Below are 20,038 nucleotides of genomic sequence, written 5' to 3' on the forward strand. Positions count from 1 at the left end.
GCGATGCCGATTATTGTTTTATCTTTCAGTGAGTGGCAGCGGCTTCGCCAGCAGCCCAGACTGCGAGGTACATTGCTGTCGTGAAGTCATCCGTTGTCTCTGTTGCAACGGTTAATACACTCGCGGCAGTAGTGCGCTCGTGGAGTGTGATGATCGGAATTGATCGGGCTCGGTCTTCTGCAATTCGTGCCAGGGACTCCACCGACAACTCATCATTTATTACCAAGGTCGCATCCGTATTCCAGCCAGCGTTTGCCACTTCAATCTGTGGACATGTCACATCAACACCCAGTTCGCGCAATGCAAACCGGGCTTCTTCCATCGTGTATCGCTGTCCTAGTGAATCAACACCACCTTCAAGACGAACCCTGCCACCTCTCCAAGATGAGATAGGCTGACGTTGCTTGAGGATGGATTCATCAAACTCGAACGCACGGGTATCGCAATAGACAGATACCGACCGTGACGCCAGATCTGCAGCTTGGTGAGGCGGCAGTTCGCCTTGCGCCCAATGAACCGCAAATACGGCAGTAAATATGTCACCTGTTCCGATTTTAAAAACACTGCTGGAACGATAAGCCGGTATGTGTGAAATCTTGCCTACACCCTCGTAAACTGAGGCGCCACGTGCACCTTGTTTGATCACGACAACCTGTGCGCGTTGTTTTTTCAGCAGGTGTTGCGCCGCTAAGTGCAACTCATCGATTCCAGTTATCTGGCGCACTTCCAGTTCATTCATTACTAGGGCCAATTCTCTGGCCGTCGACCCATTGGCTCCAAACGATGGCGGGTTATGCCAGGTTTGCGGGTCGTATACGGCCCGATTCGCCGTGACCACCGCATCTCCCTCAAGAAAGCCGAAGCGCAAAACGGCGTTCCCAGTCACCGATATCGAGTTTTCGCGGTTGATGGACGCGCGGGGTGGCTCAATATGGGGCGAAGAAAGGGGGTGGAAATACGCAAAGACTATTGGCGATGGCCTGGTAGCGGCATGCGTGATGATTCCCTGCGACTCCAGCGAAACCAATGCGGAGCGATCAGCGGGGGAGGCATAAGTGGAAAACTCGACACCCGAAGCCAGTGCGTTGGCGGCCAAGGCAGCGCGACCTCCAGAGCCCAGCGTAGAGTCCCAGAACGGTACATCACATAACTCGCGATATAGACCACCAACGATGTGCATTCCGTGCCCTCGGTCAGTCTTACGTCGGATCGGCAGCCAATGCATCGCTTCAGAGACTGAAGTTCAGATGATTTGCTCTTTAACGCATATCGCATCATGCCCTACAAAAAAAGCCTGAAAACCAGCAGCCACATAGTCGCTGCGCGGCGAACGACAACGATCGTCGATTGACACTTCGGTCGATCAAGCTCACGTCCTCGAGGCCCGATGATGCTGCACGAGTATAGGTGTCATGATGATATTATCGTCAAGCAGGGCGCCCCAAAAAACTTTGAGACTAAGCCAATCAACCATCGAACTCTATGAGCTCCTGGAGAGCGGCAACGGAACGGTTCAGTAATGAGCGCTGCCCCGAGTTGATTGTGCATGTCGAGCACCCAATGGGATGCTACGGAGATTTAAGCTTTTTCGAGCTTAAGAAAGGGATTATCGGTAGGTACGGCCGCAGCTTTGAACAATAGTGCTGGTTCTTCTAGCAAATAGCCTTTGAGTTTTGCCTTCTTACGGGGACCTTCGACCTGACAAGCCCAGATATTTAGACCGTCGTCACGCTTCCTGTGGACCTTCAATTTTTCGAATTGCTTCTGCACCCAACGCCATTCTTCAGTCTCTTGATTGGCACCCTGAGAGATACCAGGGAACTCCTGCGCATAGCGTTGGAAGAGACCAGGCGTGACCAGAAATACGCTGCCACTCACCGTGTGGATTTTGGCCTTGCTGTCATTGATGACCAGTTTGTGGCTCAGGATGCTTTCCTTGACCCAATTCAAGAATGCCTGGCCAGGGTTATTCGAAGGAGGATTTGAGATTTCGAGAGCGTTTGCTGACGGTGCATCACGTGCCTCGGGTTCTGCCATTTCGAACATATCCAGCAACGCTCCTAAGTAGTCGGCATCTTCCGTGGCTACGGGATCTGGCTGTGATGGGCTTTGATCTGATCCTCTACTGACAACCTTGGGTGCTAGTGGCGATGCCGGAGCGTCAGTTGAGTGGTCATCGACTGCGAAGCTTACCGTTCCGCTGAAAGCTTCAGGTCGGTCTTCGTTCGCCCAAATCAACGCCGGTTGAAGGCGCAGAAAGGTAAAGCTCTGCTGCCAGTTTCCCTGCGTGACAAGCGCAGTCCAGATGGCTTTGCCTTCCGGCGTGGACTCAACCAATCCATGCGATTGCAGTTCGTCGAACACAGCAATGTTGGACGACGGAATGCCTTCTATCGCTTGTGAAAGCAAATAAGCTCGGAGTTTGTCCGTGACTGCCTTACTAACCAACCACAGGGAGTCCTGGGTCAGCCATCCCGCGGCCCCTGGCTGGTTGAGTTTCAGCTCGTGCTGAACGAGATGACGCAGTCCGCTGATCAAGTGATGTTGCAGCGTATGAATCGGCGCTTGCAACGCCTTGCTTGGGTTGCCACCGATGTTCTGTGCGGTGGAGACCCGGTCGGCTTGAATCACCAACTCGCCCAGCACGCCGGCGCGTTCATACTGGCCGGCTAGGACATACAGCAGACTCGCCCACAGCGGCGGAAAGCCACTCAGCCAATCGAGGATCGGTCGGTTGAGAATCTGGGTGTAGAGCAAGCCTGCGGCGGCGCCGTGCAGGTGATAGTCGCGACCTTTGAGGTAGCGAAAGCGGTAGGGCTGATCCAGGGGACCCTGCCAAGGATGCCAAACACGGCCATCCTGGCGTTCGACTAGCAGGTCCACGGCGATCTTGCCGATGTCATGCAGAAGGGCACCATAAGCAATACCCGCCGACCAGGCATCGGTCTGGGCGGCTTGGTCTTCGGGCGCAGCGCCGGTTGGCAGCAGATACGACTGACGCAGTTTCAAACTGCAAGCGACCAGTTCCAGTCCATGGTCGAGCATGCCGCCAAGGTAAGCATGGTGGTGCGTCTCGCTGGCAGGCAGTTGCTGGACCTGTTCGGCGTAGCGATGGATCGGATTTATATAGAGCTGGGTGAACTGCGCGTGGGAGAGGGCGGTGTACTGCCAGATGCGGTCGAGCAACTGGCGGCGGTGTTCCGCGGCTAACAAACTGTGAGCCGACTCGATGGGCAGGTAACCTTCGGCGACGTTGACGGTCGGTGGCGGAGGGGGCTTCTGCCTTTTGCGGCGAAACAGGCTGAGCATCGTGATCTCCGGGAAGTGGCTGGGTCATTGGCCTTTTAGCCTTTTCGGATAGCGCTCTTACCCTTGAGTGCCCATTCCCTTCCAACCCTTACCCGTCCTTTTGGCTCGTGTCCCTTTGTGAGGCAATCGGAATATGGATACTGCTAGGCATCATTTTTTTGGGGGCTAGTACGGAAAAGAAAAGAGTCGGTACACTGCGGTGCCTATTTTTTGGGTCTTGCCATGAACCTTACTGACGCCACGCTCGTGCTGCTGCTCGCGGCACGTATCCATGGGACCGACGAAGCCGTCAGGGCCTCGGCGAAGAGCGTGGTCAAGAAGTTACCGCGCAGTAAACGCGATCTGATCTACAAGGTGATCGACAGCCGGAGTCCGCTCGAGCTGGTGGATTTTCTGGCGCAGAACCTGGATACATAACGGCATGCTGCGGGTGTGCGCCCCTCTCTTTTTCTTTGCGTGAGGGGCCCGCCGTCTGTTTTCTGGAAACAGAAAAAAGGGCTCAACTCGCGTTGGGCCCTGTGAAGCGTTTGCAGCGGTGAGGTAACGATCAAGCTCCATCGTTCATGCATAGTGAGTCATCCAAGACCGCTTGCTTCAGTTGCTGCTCCAGGTTGAGTACATACTCCGAGGCGCTTCGGGCCTGGCCACTGGCGCGGAAGATCGCGCGTTTGTCAGCCTTGAGCAGGCCGAGCCAGGAGTCAATGTAGCCCTCGTGCCTAAGTTCTCCCTGTATACCGGTGTAGGCACATAAAAACGCAGCGCCCATCTCGGCGATCAACTCCTCAAACGCGTAGCCTGGCGAGCCGAACGGACAGGCTGACGTCATGCCTTCGCGCTGCAACCGAGAGTGATGCCCGGTCCAGTGCGTCAGCTCATGAAGTGCCGTGGCGTAGTACCCGCCTTCATCGTGAAATTGTGCTTTTGTCGGCAGTTGGATGAGATCCCTGATCGGGTGGTAAAAGGCTTCGTCGGCAGGCCGATGAACGATGCGTGCACCTGAACTTAATAGCAGATTTTCCGCGGCGCTGTTGGGCTGGAAGGGATCACTCTGTTCCGTCTCGAGCAGGGTTTCATTGAGCATTTCGAGCCCCTCCGTTTGCTCGATGTTGAACAGAAAATGTGTCCTGAGAATGCCGAAGTGAGCGACCTTGGGTTGACCGTTTTCATCGAGTACGGGTTGGCCTGACTCGGTCTGTTCCTCGCGCTCCATCGGCTTGTAGAGCACCGCCAGAGTGCTGTGCTCACCCTTACGAATGTGCCCACCGGTCTTTTTGGCTTGGTTGAAGGTCAGCCAACGATCTTGAGTGAACCCCTGCAACCTGGCCTCGGCCCAGAGCAGCGGTAAATTGATGCCCGAATACGGACGTCGTGTGATGGCGTTGACGGGGTAGGGTTGATGACCGATGTAAGCGGAGCCACTTGAGGACCAGGGTTTGATCCAGGGAGCAACGCCTTGGTCTAACGCGGTAACGATCTTGTCAGTTACGTCTTGGTAGATATCGCGCATGGCAATTTCCTCGAGAGAAAACGGAGGAACGCCTTGCCCGTCGGGGGAGGGTTCCCCGGTTGGGTGATGGGTTGGATTGATGCAGGTCTTGCATGCCGCCCGAATGTGGAGGTGGGCGCCGCCCATTGCGCTTAGCGCTGGTGTTCTCCTGCAAGCGCTATCAGCAAGGCGGCAGGCTGACCCGGTTCTTGGAGTAGGCTCAGACTCAATTGCAGCAACGGGTCGTGGTGTAAGTGATCGGTTGGTTCAATGTGGATTACCTCGAACAGCACGTAGGGCTTGTGTGGATAGGCCAGGTGGGCTTCGAAGGCTGCGCGCAATACGTGGCTCAACCGATCGACCTGCAGCTTCTCAGCGTGATCGGATTGCTCGAGCAGTACTGCGCGTTGCCACGCGCCAGGGGTGAACACGATGGGCAACCGAAGGGTGTTCAGTGTTTGCGGTGTAAGTGAGTCGGGCATGGTATGTCTCCGTTGAATACGCGAAGAAACCTGCCCTGTGCGGGGAAAGATTTCCCCGCAGTGGGTTGAAGAAAATCAAGAGGGCTTATCTCACGAGCAGCGCTCGAAAGGCGCTCAGGAGAGCAGTAGGCGTTCATCATCGTAGCAACGGTCACCGTGCGAGCCACCGAACGCTAATCGCACTTGGGGAGAACCATCATCGAAGTGACGGAGCCTTGAAGGTTCTGGCTACCTGGGAAAGTGCTGTCGATAACAGCGATCCGTACCTTGTATTTAGCTGGACGATTTATCTGGGTCAATCACTGTAGATAGGCTTTTTCACGGGGCTTGTCTTCTGTCTTCCAGTGAAGATTTTTTCGGCTGGGCAAACTGATAAACGGTCAGGCACGGACAGTTTTCAGTAGTAGGCTGTTACTCCTGTCTCAACCATGAAAACGCTCAGAAGAGTGCGAGAGCATGCCGACTCAGCAACCTGTTCAGAATTCACGTGGCCACAGCTGGGCGTACGCATGTGGCACGTCGGTAAAGCGTGGTTATCGCAAATTGCAAGCGTTTGAGTCCCGCCTGGCTGAGCGTGCGGTGACGGCAGGTATGCCCGCAGGTAAATTACTTGTTCGCGGGAGCTTTCTGATTGCCAAACTGGCATTGATCGGAGGATTGCTCTTTGTCAGTGTTTGGCTGGTTACTTTTTTTGTGATGATGCTGGCTGTCATCACTTTGCTATGGTTCAGGGCTTTTGTTGGTTCCGATCATCAAGAGGAAAGTCCAGGGCCAGACTACCTAGGTGCTGATCTCTACATCGGTGACTTCGATGACAATGGGCATTATATAGGCGACAGCAAGTCATCTAATTGAACGTTTTGCAGCACCCAATATTTGATCCGTACCTTTGCTCGCTGAATCACTTGCGGCTTTGCTACCGTTCGCCAACATGCCTTGAATCCCGTTGCCGACTGAATATCCTGCCCAGCTCATGGCCCCTAGAAACAGCATTGGTAGCACGATGAACATCGCCCCCATCACATACTCGATCACCTGTGCCGTGACGGTTCCATCCATGAAGCCGGATGTGGGCAGCGATAACAGCACTTGATTGGAAGCCGAAACCTGGTTGTACAGCGTATCGAGCATGCTGGAGTCGATCCAGCGAGCGAGTTCCCACCAGAAGCTCAGCATGTGTAAGGTGAACAGCGCGAACGTCACGGTCATGACAGTTTTCAACTGGTAGGTACTGACCAGCAGGATCAGCGGCAAGCTGATGATGACGCCCATGATCAGGAACGCCTGCACCATCGGCAAGGCGGCGCGTAGTGCATTCATTGCCGGGAAGTTGCTGAAGGAACCGAGGGCCAGCCCGGTATTGGTGGCTAGGTTATTGAGCCCCTGATTGATCGAGCCGCCACGAGCGCTGGAACCATAGTCCTGGTACACCTGTCCGGGCGACATGGACATCGATTGCTGGCGCGGACTGACCAGTTCGCGCAGGGTGGCATCCTCGATGTCGTTGCTCGAGCGGCCAGTCAGCCAATTTTTCAGCTGAGTCAGCAGAGAGGGATCAACCTGCTGGATCAACTGCTCGCGCAAGCCAACACCGCTGTCGCTCCACCACTGCTTGCAAGTGGGGTAGCCCGCGGCACTCTCCAGCCGCGGCAAGGAAACATCGCGGCTTTCGTCATACGGCCAACTGATTCGCGGTGTGCGTGAACGATCCGTGTCGTAGTAGCCGGGCGTGTCGAGAAGATAGCTTGAGCCGATCCAGGACGCGTCGTGACTTTGTGCCTTGTCCAGTTGCGGGCGATTGGTAAACAACCGAGAACGGGAATAGCCATAACAGTCGCGGGTGAAGTCGGCGACTTCCTGCAGCAGTACCTGGCTGTTGATACGCGAGCTGTCGATCTCCATGCGCATCTGCCGAATATCCGGTGCGCAGGGAATGGAGGCGGTGGCTGCGGCGGTTACTCCTTTGCTCAAGGCATGCACTAGAAACCACCAGATCGGTACGTTGGCGGAGCGTTCGCCGATGGTATTGAAGGTTGTCCCCCAGGCGGTTTCCGCTGGCTTGGCCACATTTACGCCGCAGCGCTGACTTGCCGCATCATCGAACGTCATTGACGAGAGGCTCAACGGAAAGACCGGCGCGCAGCCGAACAATACGACGATGTAGGCCAGCCACAACCGGTTCTCGATCCGTGGCACCGAGAGCAATCCCTTGTTTCCCTCATCCGCGCCTTGCTGACGGGCTGACAGCCATTCCTGGAGGATGATCGCGCCAAAGGGCGCGGCGAACAGTCCGGTGTCGGACAGGACGCTCCAGAGTCCGTTGTTGATGATCCAGGCCAGCAGGGAGAGGTAAAACTCCAAGTAGCTGTTGGTGCTCATGAGCATGGTGGTGACCTCACAGTCGGGTGAGTTCGACGAAGGTAAAGAGCACGAGCCCTAATGCCCCGATGCGTTTCACGCGCAGTCGATCCTGTGGTCGATGTCGGTAGCGCCGAAGCAGATCCACCCACAGCGCGAAGAGGGCGCCGTAGAGCAGGGCACGCCACCACTGCAGATAGGGCCTTACGGATTCGAATGCCTGCTGCCAGACCTCGAAGCTGCCCAGCGCAGCGTGGCCGATCCATGCGACCAGTGCGGCGGTCAGGATCATCACTGCGGCAATCCCCAGACTCGAAAGCAAAGTGAATAGCGGTGAGCGTTTCATGGCTCACTTGCGCCTGGCGTCAGCGTCATTGAGTCGGCCCGGCTCAGGGTCGCCTTGCTCGACGGTGCGCGAAGCATCAGCACCGCCGGCATGCCGATCGAGCACTAGGCTGGCGGTATTGGTGGCCAGCATCTGCCGGACCTGCAGTTCGGTCTGCAGCAGGCGGATTTCGCGCTCCAGAGCGTCGATGTTTTTCGTCAAGGCGGTTTGGGCCGGCTCGGCGGAGGCGATGTTCGGTTCGTGACTGCCCGCCAACAGGGTGCGCAGTAGCAGCAACGCTTTGTCGAGCACACTGGACAAGGCCGTCTCACTGGCCAGGCGCCGTGCCAACAGATCCTGGTCGGGATCGTCGCGCAGGGCTTCGACCACGCCACGGGTTACCGGCAGCATTGGGCTGGAGGCTTTAGCCAGATTGTCAGGGGTAGGCGGCAGTGAGCCAGACAGCAGCCCTTGCAGGGCCTTGAGGCGTTCGCTGTAGGCCTCCTGGATCAGCGGCGTCAGTCCGCTGCCAGCGGTCGCACGCAGGGTTTCGCAGGTATCGCAGGTCGTGACTTCAGTTTCGCCCAGCACGCGAACGGCCCATTCGGATTCCTCCTGGGGCGAAGCCCAGGTCTGGCAAATGGCCCCACCCAGGCAATCGCTATTACTAATCGAGGCATTGTCATCCATCGACCGGTTATGCAGCAGGTTGTAGCCCGCGCGCACTACGTCGGCGGTCACCCGAATGGGCGTCTGCCCATCACCGCCAGCCTTCGAGCCGCCGACCCAGGACACCCCCTTGTTGCCGTTATGGGCCTCGGTGTTTTTCACCGCGGCCACCGCATCACCGCCGGTTTGCTCCAGATTGCCCTGCATCTCCTGGTTCTTGGCCAGCGCGCCCCAGCCGGCTTGACCGACCTTGTCCGCCATCTTCTCGGCCATGGCCTGGCAGGTCAGCTTCGAGCGGTCGAAGTCGATACGCCCCTGCATCACCCCGTTGCTCAACAACTCATAGAGGCCGGGGTTGGCGCGTTGGATGATCAACGCCGGCAGCGACATCACGGCTTGGGTCGCGTTCTGCACGATGCTGCCCATGATCTGCTGGAAACCTTCGGTGACGCCGTTCAGCTGGTTTTGCAGGGTGTTGGTGAGGCTCATGTTTCCGCACATCATGTTCGCCCGCCATGACCCGCCGACACCGAGACCACTGGGTCGGTAGAGCGAGCTCGGTGAGCCGACTGCCGAGCCGCCACCAATGGTGTACATCACTCGGTCGTCGAGTACTTCACCTTGAGTACCCAGACGGTAATCGCCCTCGGCGGCGTAGGCATGTGTGGCAATGGCGAGCAGTCCACAGAGCAACAGACTCATCGTGCCCAACCAGGGCCGCGCGAGAAGCCGACTCATGAAGCACCTCCTTCGAAGTCGATGCTGAACAGGAAGGTCTGTCCCTCACGTTTGCAGCAGCTATAGGGACGCCACAGCGACCAGGCGTAGCCGCCATCCGCGCTCTGTACCGGATCGCTGGGGAAGATGGCGCACGTGGGCTGCACCTGGGGGTAGAGCAATTGCCATTTGTGGGTCGAAGCGTCGTTTTCAACGATCGGGCCAGGCGGCCAGTAGCCGTCGCGTTTGGCGGGCGTGAGTGGTAAGTACACATGCGGCTGCCAGTTGTGGGTAATCACATCGCCGGCGCGTTGCGCCATGACTGCGGCCGCCTTGAAATCGTCGGGCTGTACCAGAAAGCCCTGCCGGGGATAAACGTTGCCCCACATGTTTCCCGAGACCTGACGACCAATTTCACGGATCCCCGGCATGAGCGATTCGGGGTAGAAACTTTCTGGGATGCCATGGCGCCAGGCCAGTGAGTCCAGGGTACTCAGGTAGTAAGGCATTAATGCAGTTGCACCGCTGGCGCAGGCATAGCCGGATTGCGAAGCCAATTGCGTTGCGACCCAGCCACCGGGGTGGCCGATGCCATCAACGTTCTTGAATCGAGGCAGGTTGTCGCGGCGGGCGTTCGGCGTGATCAGGTTGCCGCCACCTTCTGCACCGCTGATGGGAGCGGAGAGGGTGGTCATCTCGGTCCAGGGGTTATTGCCGGTGGTGGCGTAGCTCGAGACGACCAGTTCAGGAATGAAATGACGAACCTTGGTCGAGGTTTTGACTGTGCAGCCGAAGGGCGTGCAGAGTAGCCAGAAACAAATGCCGACGACCCTGTATTCGAGACAGTTTGGCGAAAGCACGGAGGAGGTGATGCTGACGGTGTCCAGCGCCATGCTTGGGCCGCACGCCAGCAGAATGCTTAGCGCCAAGGGCCTTAGTTTTGTGGGCGGAAGTGACGAGCAGGCAACAGGCATTATCCAGGCTCTCGGTGTATGGCCTGGGCAGGTTCGGTTAGGGACTGAAGACTGTCAGTGGGAATTATGAAGGCGGATCTATCGGATTTGTGAGGCGTGGGTCTATTATTTGACGTGAAGGGAGCTGCGCAGGGTATCGGCGTCTACAAGTAGTTGATCTGTGGTGATTTCGAAAATATTGGCGAGTTTGCACAGGACCAACAGCGAGGGGTTGCCCGCGCATCGTTCGATTTGGCTGACGTAGGTGCGATCCACCTCGGCCATGAGCGCCAGCTGCTCCTGGGTAAGGTTCTTTACGCGCCGCATCCAGCGGATGTTCTCCGCCAGTTGCAGACGAAGTTGTTCGTAGTCTTGAGTCATGCGCGCAAATTGCGCCTTGAGGGACTCTCAATCCACGGGATATAGTCTACATTGGCATTCAACTAGGCCATTTGGTGTTCATGCCTGGTATCGAGCGTTCATTTGGTGTCGTTACGCTTTTCGAAGCTGCGCCCAGCATCTAACAATAAATCAGAAATTTAGGGTGTGTATGGACCAAAACTACATTTCAATTCCTGCGGCGGATGGTTGCCCAAGTCTTCTGACACCTTGGGGCAGCGAATTTTCGCCGATGATCGAGCGTGGTGTGCAATGTGCCCAGGCTTGGCTTGAGGCAACGACCGATATTCCTTTGTGGTGGGAACTGGCGCAAACGCGCAAGACCTTTCCTGTCGGTGACTGCCAAGATGCCTTCGAAGCCGGTTTTCTGTTGAGAATTCAGCAACGGCTTCGGAGCGTGTCACAGTAACCCTGTTGCTTATGGGCGATTGCATCGTCTTGATCGCCCGTTTGCACTCAACCTGGCTGCATCGACACAGACCATGCAGTTTAAGAACGATTGCCGCTTCGCTGGCGCGTTTTTTCCACCGGCTGAACAACTCGGTGGGGGATTGTGCTTCCCTTATTTGGGCGCTGCACCAAGGGCGGCACTTGCTTCAAATGCCACCGGTCATGCATCGAACGTGAAAATCTCTTGAAAGGTATGGTTCCAGACGCCATTCCTCTAGAATGAAGGCTGACAGAAGTAGCTTTCGCCCTGTTACAAACAGGTTTACGTAGCTAAGATTCTGATTAAGTGCAGATTCTGCACGCTCTGAGAACGTGGAGCGCGATATGAAAGCCAAACGAGTGTTGAGTGACGATCTGGTGAGCCGACTGGAGGATAAGATCCCGGTCATGGCTGAAGGCGCCATCAATACCGCCTATATCAACGCCCTGGCTGCCGGCCGCAGTGTGATGGAAGTCATGAACGGCATGCTTGTTGAAACGACTGCTGACGGTAAGCACAAAGTCATTCGGGTGGCCAAGCCCAAGCACAAAGTGACTCTGGGTGGCGTCATTAAGGTGCGCCGTTGCTCATGACTGTCCCTCGGTTGAGGGTCTTTGCTGGACCCAACGGCTCCGGCAAGAGCACGATGAAGAGTGCCATCCCTTCCCACCTGATCGGTATCTACATTAACCCGGATGAAATCGAGAAGGCTGCCAAAGACAGCGGTCGTCTGGAGTTCAGTGATTTTCAACTGGAAGTTGAGGGTGATGAGGTCCTCGGTTTCATTAGGGAGCATCGGCTGGTCAGGTCTGCCCGGCTCGATGAGGAGGCGACCAACATAGGCTTTAGCAGCAACGGCCTGAATTTCCAGACGGTCGCGATGAACTCCTATTTTGCCTCCGTGCTCTCTGACTTCATCCGGAACAAGCTCCTCGAAGACCAGCTGTCTTTCACCTTCGAAACGGTGATGTCTAGCGACGACAAAATCGCTTTTATGCTCAAGGCAAGAGAGTCTGGATACCGAACCTACCTGTACTTTGTGGCAACTGAAGACCCTGACATCAATATCAACAGGGTCAGGAACCGTGTCGCGGCAGGTGGGCACCCAGTTCCCACAGAAAAAATTGTACAGCGCTACGGCCGTTGCCTGAGCCTGCTGCCTGTGGCTATTGCTGCTTCGGACCGGGCCTACATCTTCGATAACTCCGGTGCCGATCTGGTGCTGCTGGCCGAAGTTACGGATGGGACGGACCTTGAGTTCAAGGTTGATGAGGTCCCTGACTGGTTCATGGATGCCTACGTTGAAAAGGTGTCCAACGGCTAGCTGCCGGATTGGCCAAGCTGGGAGCGCCACACCTCCCTTATATGGGCTCTATTCCTCGTGCGCTATCGATCCGTTCAGCTACCCGGTAAGCCGCTTCCAACTCCGAACAGCCATTCTCCTGCATCAGTGTCCAGCGTTCGGCTTTTTCCTCGGGCTCTGTCATGGCCAAAGCGAGGTAAAGACTGGGTGGCACGGCTCGAAACAGCGTCTCGAGCTTTTTCGACAGCACCACTCCCTCGGTGTATTTCCCCGGCTCTTTGCTGGCGGAGAGCAACAGGGCTTTCTGCGCAGGTGAAAGCTTCTTGAACCGTGCGATTTCTTCGATTTCCGCGGGCGGCATATTCAAACAAATCCACCATTCGATCATGTTGAGCATGGTCTGCGCAGCCGTGGGAAAATCAGCAAGGTTCTGCGTCGCCAGCCAGAACCAAGCGCCGAGCTTGCGCCACATCTTCGTCCCCTTGACCACGAACGGCGCCAGCAACGGGTTCTTGGTGATGATATGACCCTCGTCGGTGACCATGATGATCGGTCGGCCCAGGTACTGGTCGCGCTCGGCGAGGTTGTTCACGGTGTTCATCAAGCTGATGTAGCTGATGGACATCTGTGCCTCGTAGCCTTCGCGCGCGTAAGTGGCAAGGTCGACAATGGTCACATCGCTCTCGGGCCAAGGCGTGCCTTCGCGATCGAACAGTTCACCCTCGAAACCCTGGCAAAATAGGTCGATGGACTCGCCCATTTCCTGGGCACGCTCGCGACGTTTCTCCGGCAAGTGCGGGTCGGCGGCGATGCCCAGCAAGGCGTCGCGTACGTCGCGGGTCAGTACCTGGCGACCCGCCGCGACGCAGGTCTGCGCCGCATCGAGAATGCACTCGCGGATCAAGCTGCGATCGGCTCGACTCATGCGCGCCTCTTCTTTGGCCTCGCCGCCGGTGATCATCAGGCGGGCAGTGATTTCCAGTTCGCCGAGAACATCGCGCTGGTCTTCGTGACTGGTTACCACCTCATCGTCCAGCTCATCGATCGACAGACTCGCCACCTGATCCGGCTGCTCGACCAGGCGCCAAGCATCGGCGAACGGGGCGAGACAGACCGAGGCGCCAGGTTTCAATTGGACCTTGTTGACCGACAGGCCCTGTGTCGCGAAGTAGTCTCCCTGCAAGCCGAATGAGTTGCCGGCCTCTACGATAAACAGGCGAGGGCGGTACACGGCCATGACCTGCATCAGTAGGGTGACCAAGGTCGCCGACTTCCCGGCACCGGTGGGGCCGAACAACAGCAGATGACCGTTCATGGCCCGATCCAGGCGTGACAATGGGTCGAAGCTCAATGGCGAGCCGCCGCGGTTGAACAGGGTGATGCCCGGGTGGCCGGTGCCGGTGCTGCGGCCCCAGACCGGAACCAGGTTCGCTAGGTGCTGGGCGAACATCAGGCGGGTGTACCAGTTACGCGTGTCGCGGGCCGGGTTGTAAGCCATCGGTAACCAACGCAGGTAGCTGTTGCAGGCGGCGACCTCATCGCCTTCACTTACCGGTTGCAGCCCCGCGCCCAACAGCGCGTTGGCCAGGCTGACCGAGCGCTGGTGCAATTGCTGTTCATCGTGACCGCGTACGTAGAACGCCAGGGTTCCTCGGTACAGCTTGTGCTGGCGGCCGATGATCGCGCGAGCCTCTTCGACATCCTGACGAGTCTGGGTCGAGGCCAGGTTTTCACCGATGGCTTTGCGAGCTAGGCGGTTCAACTGATCCTCGAGTACATCCTGTGGTTTGACCATTAAGGTCAGACTCGTCACCGTACCTTCGGGTAACTGGTCGAACAGCGCATTCACCGCGTCACCCTTGCGGGTTTCGCCGGTGAGTTGACCAATCGATGGTGCCCGCCGCAGTTTGTCCACCACTATCACCCGGTGGGGTTGATCGTCGAAAAACCAGAGTCCGTGCTGCACATCCGAACGCGGTTCGTTGAAGAACAGCCGCTCGGCAAAGTCATGATCGAAGGGCAGATCCAGCGACTCACCGTCACCCGACTCCGGATAGGCCACGCGGCGGTAGAAATTTTCGGGCGCTTCATCAGTGAGCCTGGGGGCCGGATTGAACCAGGGCAATAACCAGGCATACAGACCTCGGCCATCGACTCGCGTTGAGTGCACCCCGCACGCCTGCAACGAAGCACGGATACGTTCGCAAGCCTGTTGCAGGGATTGCACCGGGGTGAGTCCCGTCTCCTCAGCGTCAGATTCAAGCCAGCGATAGACCACCAGACGCACCCGTCGGTTATTGCCGCGCCAGGGCAGGCGCGTCACCACCTGATCCTCAAACAGACCACCGGGCTTGGCGATGGCCTTCAGATGACGGCGGCTGAGCTGCAAATACGCCTCGGTGAAGACCGTACCTCGCGCGCTGTTCTGAATATAATCGGTGAGCTGGGTCAGGTAGGGTGTGAAGTCGTTGTCGTCTTGACAGAAAAACTGCGCCACCCAAGGCGCTTGATCCAGCTCGTCAAAGCTATCTTGCAGGGCGTCTTCGAGGGCGTCGCGGACCGCCATCAGCCAATCGGGTTCGCGCCCTTCGGTGCCGATGGGCAGCAACTCGAACACCGCACCCACCGAGCGATTGTCATCCAGTAGAAAACACTGCTCAGTGTCGAGGTATTCGACCCAAGGCAGGTAATCGGTGAAGCTGGGGTTGTGCGCATAGAGTGCGGCCTCATCGGCCAAGGTCGCGCGAGGGCGCAATGGATTGCGCCAGCCTTTCCACGTGGGAGTGCGATTGCCCGAATCGCCGCTACGCACTACAGGTCTTCCTGACGTTCACCAGGTAATGCGTACTGCACACGTTGGTAGAACGGAAAGACGGTCGAGTAACCTGGGATCGGTGCCTGCTCGGTACCACTCAGATGCGGATACACGTATAGCACCAGATCGGGATTGGGCAAGCGAGGGAACAGGTTGCGGATCTCGTTCGCCGCTGTGCGAGTGTACGGTTCCTGGAGAGAAAAGGAGAAATCTGCTTGAGCCAACGGGCGGCGTAACTGCTGCCGAGCATCCAGCAGTTGCTGCTGAGTGCCTTGCGAACCGGCGCCGTTCCAGATGTCCAGCATGGTTTGCTCTCCATGGGGCAGAAGCGTCTCCTTGTCGGTGGAGCACCCCGCCAGGACCCAGCAGAACACGCTAATCCAGGTCAGGCAGGGAGGCATGGTCTTTTTCATGGCGAACGCTCCGGCCCTTGGGCTCGTAGTCGATGGTGATCTCATGGTCGAGGTGCAGCGCGACTTGTGCTGCCGGTGGCACGTACACGGCAGCAAAGGCTTCGCCATACAGCTTGTTGACCCACTCGCGGATGTCGCTGACCCCGCCGCTGAGAATTGAATTCAGCGCGCTGTTGCCACTGCTACTGGTGACCCCGAGGGTACTGCCGCCTGAACTGATCACGCTGCTGTTGTTCCGCTCATCCCCGAGCAGGGCGGCGACACCGGCGCCGGCGGCAGTGATCAGGCTCTGGCTGCCGAGGTATTGCTGAGCGTTCGAGCGGCGCTCGCCAGCGATGCAAGGAATGCCATACGGATCGGACAGGTAACCGAGTCCGCCGCGGATCTTGTCGGTGTTTGAGCTCTGGGTGGTGGAGGCAGTGCGGCTGGCTACTGCTTTCGGCTGAGGTACCGTGCGGATGGTGCCATCGGTAAACACAAAGGTGATTGACTCGACCTGTCCACGTACGCAAGACAGGGTCCAGTCACCGGACGCGGTGCCGCTCATTACGGCACCCGCGACGTCTGGCAGGTCGATGCCGTTGGCGGTCAGGTTCTCAGGGCCGACCAGCACTTTGAAGGGATAGGGATCATTCACAGTGCCGTCCACCGGGACGCGGCCGATCAGCGCGGTCATGGCGACTGAGCCCATCAATGTCGCGTTTTCGGGGATGGTGTAGACCGGCTTCGCCCCTTCGGTTCGGTCAACGGATCGCGTCAGGTCACGCTCACCCTTGGTGACTGCACGTAGCTGTTTCTGGCTGCGATCAATAGGATTGTCTTTCAAGCCTTCCAGTGAGTTGAAGGCGGTAGGCAGACTCAATGCGAGGGAGGAGGTCTTGGTTTTGCCTCGGGTGTCGGTGCCCGAAGCATCCGAGGGTTCAATCCACTGCAGCGCATCATTGGCAGGATGCTGTCCGTCAAACTGAGCACCGTCGCCAGGCTCGAGCCCCAATCCGATTGGCATATCCTTGCCTTTGCCGGTCAGCCCCGACAACTGATCCTGCAATTGCGTGAGCAGGCCGCGAGCCTGACGACTGTCTTGTTCCGCTTTGAGTCGGGCCTCGTTGGCTTGGCGGCGGCCTTCGTCGACCTGCTGGGTCACACTGCCAAGCGCGGTCTGGATACGCGAATCGACACTGTTTTCCCGCTCGCGTAGGCGGTTGTTTTCCGTCTGCAGTGAGTCATTGTGTTTCTTCAAACCGAGCATGTCGCTGCGCATGGCCTTCACCTGGCCGACCAGGGTGGCGACCGTGTCGCGTGGGGTATCGCCCGCAATGCCGAGCGACTTGGCTTGCTCGGCGGATAATTGAATATTGCCCTGATCAACTGGGTGCTCTGGAGAAGGTGTGCTGCCACCCGGGACCCAGGTTTTCAGGATGATCAGTACCACGCCCAGCAGCGCAGCCGGTACCAGCCATTTGAGCAAGGCGTTAGCTTTCATCGTCAGCACCTCGCGCAACGGGCGGTAGCAGCACGGCTTGCTCGAGGCCGGCACCGCGGGTGACAAGGTAGGCGATCGTGGTGTCTTCAGCGCTGCCGACAGGCCCGAGGAAAGCATGCTGGAAGGCCGCGGCGAACAGCTTGGCCTGAAGTCGACGTGGATCGAGTTGCACCGTCTCTGAACCACGATTGCGCAATTTCACCGCCGTCACCCAGTAATCACCGAGTCGCCAGACGGCGATGGGTGTGCTGGACACGTTTTCGGTCGGCAGCAGGGTCGGCAGTTCGGTACGCAGCTTGAGCGGGACGCGGCGTACACCGGGCAGGGACTCCACGGTGCGCAGCGGCGCGTACAGGCTTTGCGCGGCGTAGCGCGTCAAAGCGACCGGGATCGGTGTGCGTTCTGGAACAGGGACGGTGCTAGATTCAGCCTCGGTAGCTTGCCCCTGAGCATTCTTGAGAATACGTACGGGCTCCAGCGGTTGATCGCCGGGAGTGGCCGCGATATCCAGGAGGATGATCTCGCCCGTCGTGACCGATTGCAGCTGCAGTCGGGTCGGTGCAATGGCTTCCGACGCTCGCAGGTACAGCGTGCCGCCGGTTGATTGCACACGCAGCTTGCCGGTCAGGGTTGAGGGCACACCGACGCGAACAGCCTCATCGATAAAGACCACTCGTTCCTGATTGATCACCAGCGGGACCGCGAGGGGGAGGCGTTCCCAGTGCATCAGCTCGACGGCCTGCGCTACAGCTCCCCATAGCATCAGTGCAACGGTGAGTCCCAGGGTAGAAATCCGCTTCATGGCTCACCTCCAGGCAGGGAGATTTTTTGCGGAGTGCCCTGATAACAATCCAGTGCCAGCCCCCACTTATTGCGTTCGGGGTCCAGATCAAAACGCACCACGCGCAATGGATACCGCACCACCACCCGTTTCACCGGTTCGGCGGCGTAATATTCATCGGCATTGAGATCGAGCTTGACCAGCCAGCTGTCGCGGTCGAGTTGCTTGACCCTGAGTTCCGGATCTTCGCTGTAGCCTCGGCCCAGAATTTCGTAGACGCCACGCACCCGCTGGCGCAGCTCGCCGGCGGCCTTGCGGTACTCATAATCACCGTCGAGGAAGGCCTTGCAGGCGGGTGTCAGGTAGGACTGCAAGCCATAGATGGCGCGGCGATAATCCTGCTCGCCATCCGAAGGCCAGCGGTTGAGTTGGCCAAAGATGTACAGGGCAAAGGCATAGACATTCTCTGGGGGGACATCCCACCACTTGCGAGTGCTGCCCGAGCGCAGATCCGGGGGGACATGCACCGTCAGATCGGTCGGTGCCGAGCGCCAGCCATACCAAAGTCCGGCACAGACCAGGGCCAGAATCACTACCGCCAGACGCAGGCTGAAGATGTGGGCGTGTTGGGCATCCACCTTGTTCCGAAAACGATTCATGGTTGCCACCGGAACAGGGCAGGGCGCAGTCGACGCGAACGGCGAATCGTCCAGGCGCCGGAGTGGAGAATCAAACTTCCGCGCCCCAGGCGCCAACGGCTGGCGAGTATCCATTCGAGCTTGCGGTACAACCAGGTCTCGGGGCGAGCCCGTTTGGCCCGACGCAAAAGCGTACCACCGGCAAATAACACCAGCGCCATGCTTGCGATCATGCTGGTCGGCGCAACGGCAATAGACGAGGTGACGATCCCTAGAGGAACGCCCAGCAGCAGGCCAATGGCGGCGCCAGTGCCGAGAGCTACCCACATCTCATCATTGGTCAAACCGCGCAGTACGGCAGGATCGCGGTTGAGTCGCTCCGGCAGAAAGACCAAGGTGCCGTCGGCAAGGCGTTCGATAGTGTCGTTCATGTCGACCTCACAGAATCGCGGCGGCCTTGGTCAGGAACCAGATGATGATCACCACCAACAGGGCGCCGATGCCGACCACCGCGCCGAGGTCCTTCCAGGTCTTGCGCTGGTTCTGCACGTCGGCATAGACAGTTAGGGAATGCCAAGCCACCCCGAGAAAAGCGAGCAGGGCGATCAACAAACCGAGCAGGATGCCGCCGTCATAGGCGTAGTTTTTGATCGTCTCGATCAACCCGGAACCTTCACCACGCGAAGGAGCCTCCATGGTGGGAAGCTCGGCAAAAGCCAGGCTTGGGCCGAGCACCAACAGCAGGCCGATCAAGCGCTGGCTGGCACGATCACGCAGGTTGTTTTTTAGAGGGGTAAAGCACTTGAGCATGGCAGTGATCTCCTGGATTAGGACAGCGTGAAGAACATCAGGACTAGTAGGGCGAGCAAAACACGTGCGGCGCTGCCGCCAAACGCGCCGAAGCGCACACTGCCGGTGGCCCAGCCCCGGTAAGCCGTCCACATCACCCAGGTGCACCAGAGCAAAGCCAGGACGAGAACCAGGGACAACCAGAGTGTCGAACTGCTCTGTGCCGAGAAACCGGAGGCGTTTTGGAACGCTGCGGTCTGAGCGTCGGTCATGCTCATGGCGACGGTTCCACGGACGGGATGTCGAGGCGGTAATCGCCGACCAGCTCACCAGCGTCGTGAGGTTGAGCACGGGAGGGCGACAGATAGTTCTGCATTCCTTGGCGAATGCGTTGGATGTCCTGAGACAGGCGGGGATAGTCGAAGCGATAGCGTTCGTTTGGTTCGGAGGTCCTGGCTACCTTAGCTTGCGCCGCAAGGCGCTCAATAGTGTCGACCTGCTGCTGAACTAGGCTGAGCTGCTCGCGCTCATGAGCAGATGCGGCATAGCCGCCGCTATGGAACGTCATCAATATGAGCAGTAGGCAGATTCGGAAAAATGTAGTCGGCATGTGGATAGCCCATTTGGAGATGGGGCCAGCATTCAACTAACGTCCAGGACTCAGCAGTAAGAAACACGAAACACGCTG

Annotated in this window: 23 protein-coding genes; 5 read left to right on the plus strand and 18 right to left on the minus strand. The window is 58.0% G+C overall.

The genetic code is table 11. The features are described 5' to 3' along the window. Positions 1 to 25: 25 nt before the first annotated feature. Positions 26 to 1,180: a carbohydrate kinase family protein gene (locus FHL16_RS08795; RefSeq protein WP_020300926.1), complete on the minus strand. Its 1,155-nt coding sequence runs from the start codon at positions 1,178 to 1,180 to the stop codon at positions 26 to 28. Positions 1,181 to 1,578: 398 nt separating this feature from the next. Beyond that, a complete protein-coding gene (gene mobH, locus FHL16_RS08800; RefSeq protein WP_020300925.1) occupies positions 1,579 to 3,309 on the minus strand; it encodes a MobH family relaxase in 1,731 nt (576 codons plus the stop codon). 222 nt (positions 3,310 to 3,531) lie between these two features. Between mobH and FHL16_RS08805 the strand changes: the two genes are divergently transcribed. Further along, entirely contained in the window at positions 3,532 to 3,726 is a 195-nt protein-coding gene (locus FHL16_RS08805; protein WP_020300924.1) for a DUF7740 domain-containing protein, read from the plus strand. 130 nt (positions 3,727 to 3,856) lie between these two features. Here FHL16_RS08805 and FHL16_RS08810 read toward each other — a convergent pair whose 3' ends face one another. Both FHL16_RS08810 and FHL16_RS08815 read right to left on the minus strand, forming a co-directional pair. After that, on the minus strand, positions 3,857 to 4,816 hold the full coding sequence (locus FHL16_RS08810; protein WP_032903620.1) for an ArdC family protein: 960 nt from the start codon (positions 4,814 to 4,816) through the stop codon (positions 3,857 to 3,859). A 131-nt stretch (positions 4,817 to 4,947) separates the two neighbouring features. After that, positions 4,948 to 5,277 carry a hypothetical protein gene (locus FHL16_RS08815; RefSeq protein WP_016978896.1) on the minus strand — a complete coding sequence of 110 codons (330 nt, stop codon included), beginning with the start codon at positions 5,275 to 5,277 and terminating at the stop codon, positions 4,948 to 4,950. 456 nt (positions 5,278 to 5,733) lie between these two features. Between FHL16_RS08815 and FHL16_RS08820 the strand changes: the two genes are divergently transcribed. Beyond that, a complete protein-coding gene (locus FHL16_RS08820) occupies positions 5,734 to 6,132 on the plus strand; it encodes a DUF3742 family protein (protein ID WP_020300919.1) in 399 nt (132 codons plus the stop codon). On the opposite strand, the gene FHL16_RS08825 is transcribed toward FHL16_RS08820, so the two are convergent. The 5 genes from FHL16_RS08825 to FHL16_RS08845 form a co-directional block, all read right to left on the minus strand. Beyond that, positions 6,121 to 7,662 (minus strand): conjugal transfer protein TraG N-terminal domain-containing protein, encoded by a 1,542-nt coding sequence (locus FHL16_RS08825; protein WP_020300918.1) that lies wholly within the window; start codon positions 7,660 to 7,662, stop codon positions 6,121 to 6,123. The two genes, FHL16_RS08820 and FHL16_RS08825, sit on opposite strands and share 12 nt — an antisense overlap. 10 nt (positions 7,663 to 7,672) lie before the next feature. Then, on the minus strand, positions 7,673 to 7,981 hold the full coding sequence (locus tag FHL16_RS08830; protein WP_020300917.1) for a hypothetical protein: 309 nt from the start codon (positions 7,979 to 7,981) through the stop codon (positions 7,673 to 7,675). A 3-nt stretch (positions 7,982 to 7,984) separates the two neighbouring features. Next, positions 7,985 to 9,367 (minus strand): integrating conjugative element protein, encoded by a 1,383-nt coding sequence (locus FHL16_RS08835; RefSeq protein ID WP_032903621.1) that lies wholly within the window; start codon positions 9,365 to 9,367, stop codon positions 7,985 to 7,987. Continuing rightward, positions 9,364 to 10,320 carry a TIGR03756 family integrating conjugative element protein gene (locus tag FHL16_RS08840; RefSeq protein WP_032903622.1) on the minus strand — a complete coding sequence of 319 codons (957 nt, stop codon included), beginning with the start codon at positions 10,318 to 10,320 and terminating at the stop codon, positions 9,364 to 9,366. Before FHL16_RS08840 ends, FHL16_RS08835 begins: the two co-directional genes overlap by 4 nt. 105 nt (positions 10,321 to 10,425) lie before the next feature. Further along, on the minus strand, positions 10,426 to 10,680 hold the full coding sequence (locus FHL16_RS08845; protein ID WP_020300913.1) for a helix-turn-helix domain-containing protein: 255 nt from the start codon (positions 10,678 to 10,680) through the stop codon (positions 10,426 to 10,428). Between the two features lie 169 nt (positions 10,681 to 10,849). Here FHL16_RS08845 and FHL16_RS08850 point away from each other — a divergent pair, with 169 nt between their 5' ends. The 3 genes from FHL16_RS08850 (at position 10,850) to FHL16_RS08860 (ending at position 12,452) form a co-directional block, all read left to right on the plus strand. Then, entirely contained in the window at positions 10,850 to 11,107 is a 258-nt protein-coding gene (locus tag FHL16_RS08850; protein WP_076964374.1) for a LasR-specific antiactivator QslA, read from the plus strand. A 365-nt stretch (positions 11,108 to 11,472) separates the two neighbouring features. Then, positions 11,473 to 11,721 carry a hypothetical protein gene (locus tag FHL16_RS08855; protein WP_020300912.1) on the plus strand — a complete coding sequence of 83 codons (249 nt, stop codon included), beginning with the start codon at positions 11,473 to 11,475 and terminating at the stop codon, positions 11,719 to 11,721. After that, entirely contained in the window at positions 11,718 to 12,452 is a 735-nt protein-coding gene (locus tag FHL16_RS08860; protein ID WP_020300911.1) for a zeta toxin family protein, read from the plus strand. Before FHL16_RS08855 ends, FHL16_RS08860 begins: the two co-directional genes overlap by 4 nt. A gap of 37 nt (positions 12,453 to 12,489) precedes the next feature. Here the strand turns inward: FHL16_RS08860 and FHL16_RS08865 are convergent, their stop codons facing one another. From FHL16_RS08865 to FHL16_RS08905, 9 genes are read right to left on the minus strand one after another with little or no spacing between them, the layout of a single operon-like run. Further along, positions 12,490 to 15,243: a conjugative transfer ATPase gene (locus FHL16_RS08865; protein ID WP_077748048.1), complete on the minus strand. Its 2,754-nt coding sequence runs from the start codon at positions 15,241 to 15,243 to the stop codon at positions 12,490 to 12,492. After that, positions 15,243 to 15,659: a TIGR03751 family conjugal transfer lipoprotein gene (locus tag FHL16_RS08870; protein ID WP_032903625.1), complete on the minus strand. Its 417-nt coding sequence runs from the start codon at positions 15,657 to 15,659 to the stop codon at positions 15,243 to 15,245. The genes FHL16_RS08865 and FHL16_RS08870 overlap by 1 nt, the downstream gene beginning before the upstream one ends. After that, entirely contained in the window at positions 15,622 to 17,142 is a 1,521-nt protein-coding gene (locus FHL16_RS08875; RefSeq protein ID WP_020300908.1) for a TIGR03752 family integrating conjugative element protein, read from the minus strand. Before FHL16_RS08875 ends, FHL16_RS08870 begins: the two co-directional genes overlap by 38 nt. Beyond that, the gene (locus FHL16_RS08880) at positions 17,132 to 17,944 is read right to left on the minus strand and encodes a TIGR03749 family integrating conjugative element protein (RefSeq protein WP_020300907.1); all 813 of its coding nucleotides are present in this window, start codon (positions 17,942 to 17,944) and stop codon (positions 17,132 to 17,134) included. The genes FHL16_RS08875 and FHL16_RS08880 overlap by 11 nt, the downstream gene beginning before the upstream one ends. Continuing rightward, entirely contained in the window at positions 17,941 to 18,582 is a 642-nt protein-coding gene (locus FHL16_RS08885) for a PFL_4703 family integrating conjugative element protein (protein ID WP_020300906.1), read from the minus strand. The genes FHL16_RS08880 and FHL16_RS08885 overlap by 4 nt, the downstream gene beginning before the upstream one ends. Next, a complete protein-coding gene (locus FHL16_RS08890) occupies positions 18,579 to 18,992 on the minus strand; it encodes a TIGR03750 family conjugal transfer protein (RefSeq protein ID WP_020300905.1) in 414 nt (137 codons plus the stop codon). Before FHL16_RS08890 ends, FHL16_RS08885 begins: the two co-directional genes overlap by 4 nt. A gap of 7 nt (positions 18,993 to 18,999) precedes the next feature. Further along, on the minus strand, positions 19,000 to 19,371 hold the full coding sequence (locus FHL16_RS08895) for a TIGR03745 family integrating conjugative element membrane protein (RefSeq protein WP_020300904.1): 372 nt from the start codon (positions 19,369 to 19,371) through the stop codon (positions 19,000 to 19,002). Positions 19,372 to 19,388: 17 nt separating this feature from the next. Beyond that, entirely contained in the window at positions 19,389 to 19,628 is a 240-nt protein-coding gene (locus tag FHL16_RS08900; protein WP_020300903.1) for a TIGR03758 family integrating conjugative element protein, read from the minus strand. Next, entirely contained in the window at positions 19,625 to 19,960 is a 336-nt protein-coding gene (locus FHL16_RS08905; protein ID WP_020300902.1) for an integrative conjugative element protein, RAQPRD family, read from the minus strand. The genes FHL16_RS08900 and FHL16_RS08905 overlap by 4 nt, the downstream gene beginning before the upstream one ends. Positions 19,961 to 20,038: the final 78 nt, after the last annotated feature.

The organism is Pseudomonas sp. FSL W5-0299, from assembly GCF_005930655.1.
GTDB lineage: Bacteria > Pseudomonadota > Gammaproteobacteria > Pseudomonadales > Pseudomonadaceae > Aquipseudomonas > Aquipseudomonas mandelii.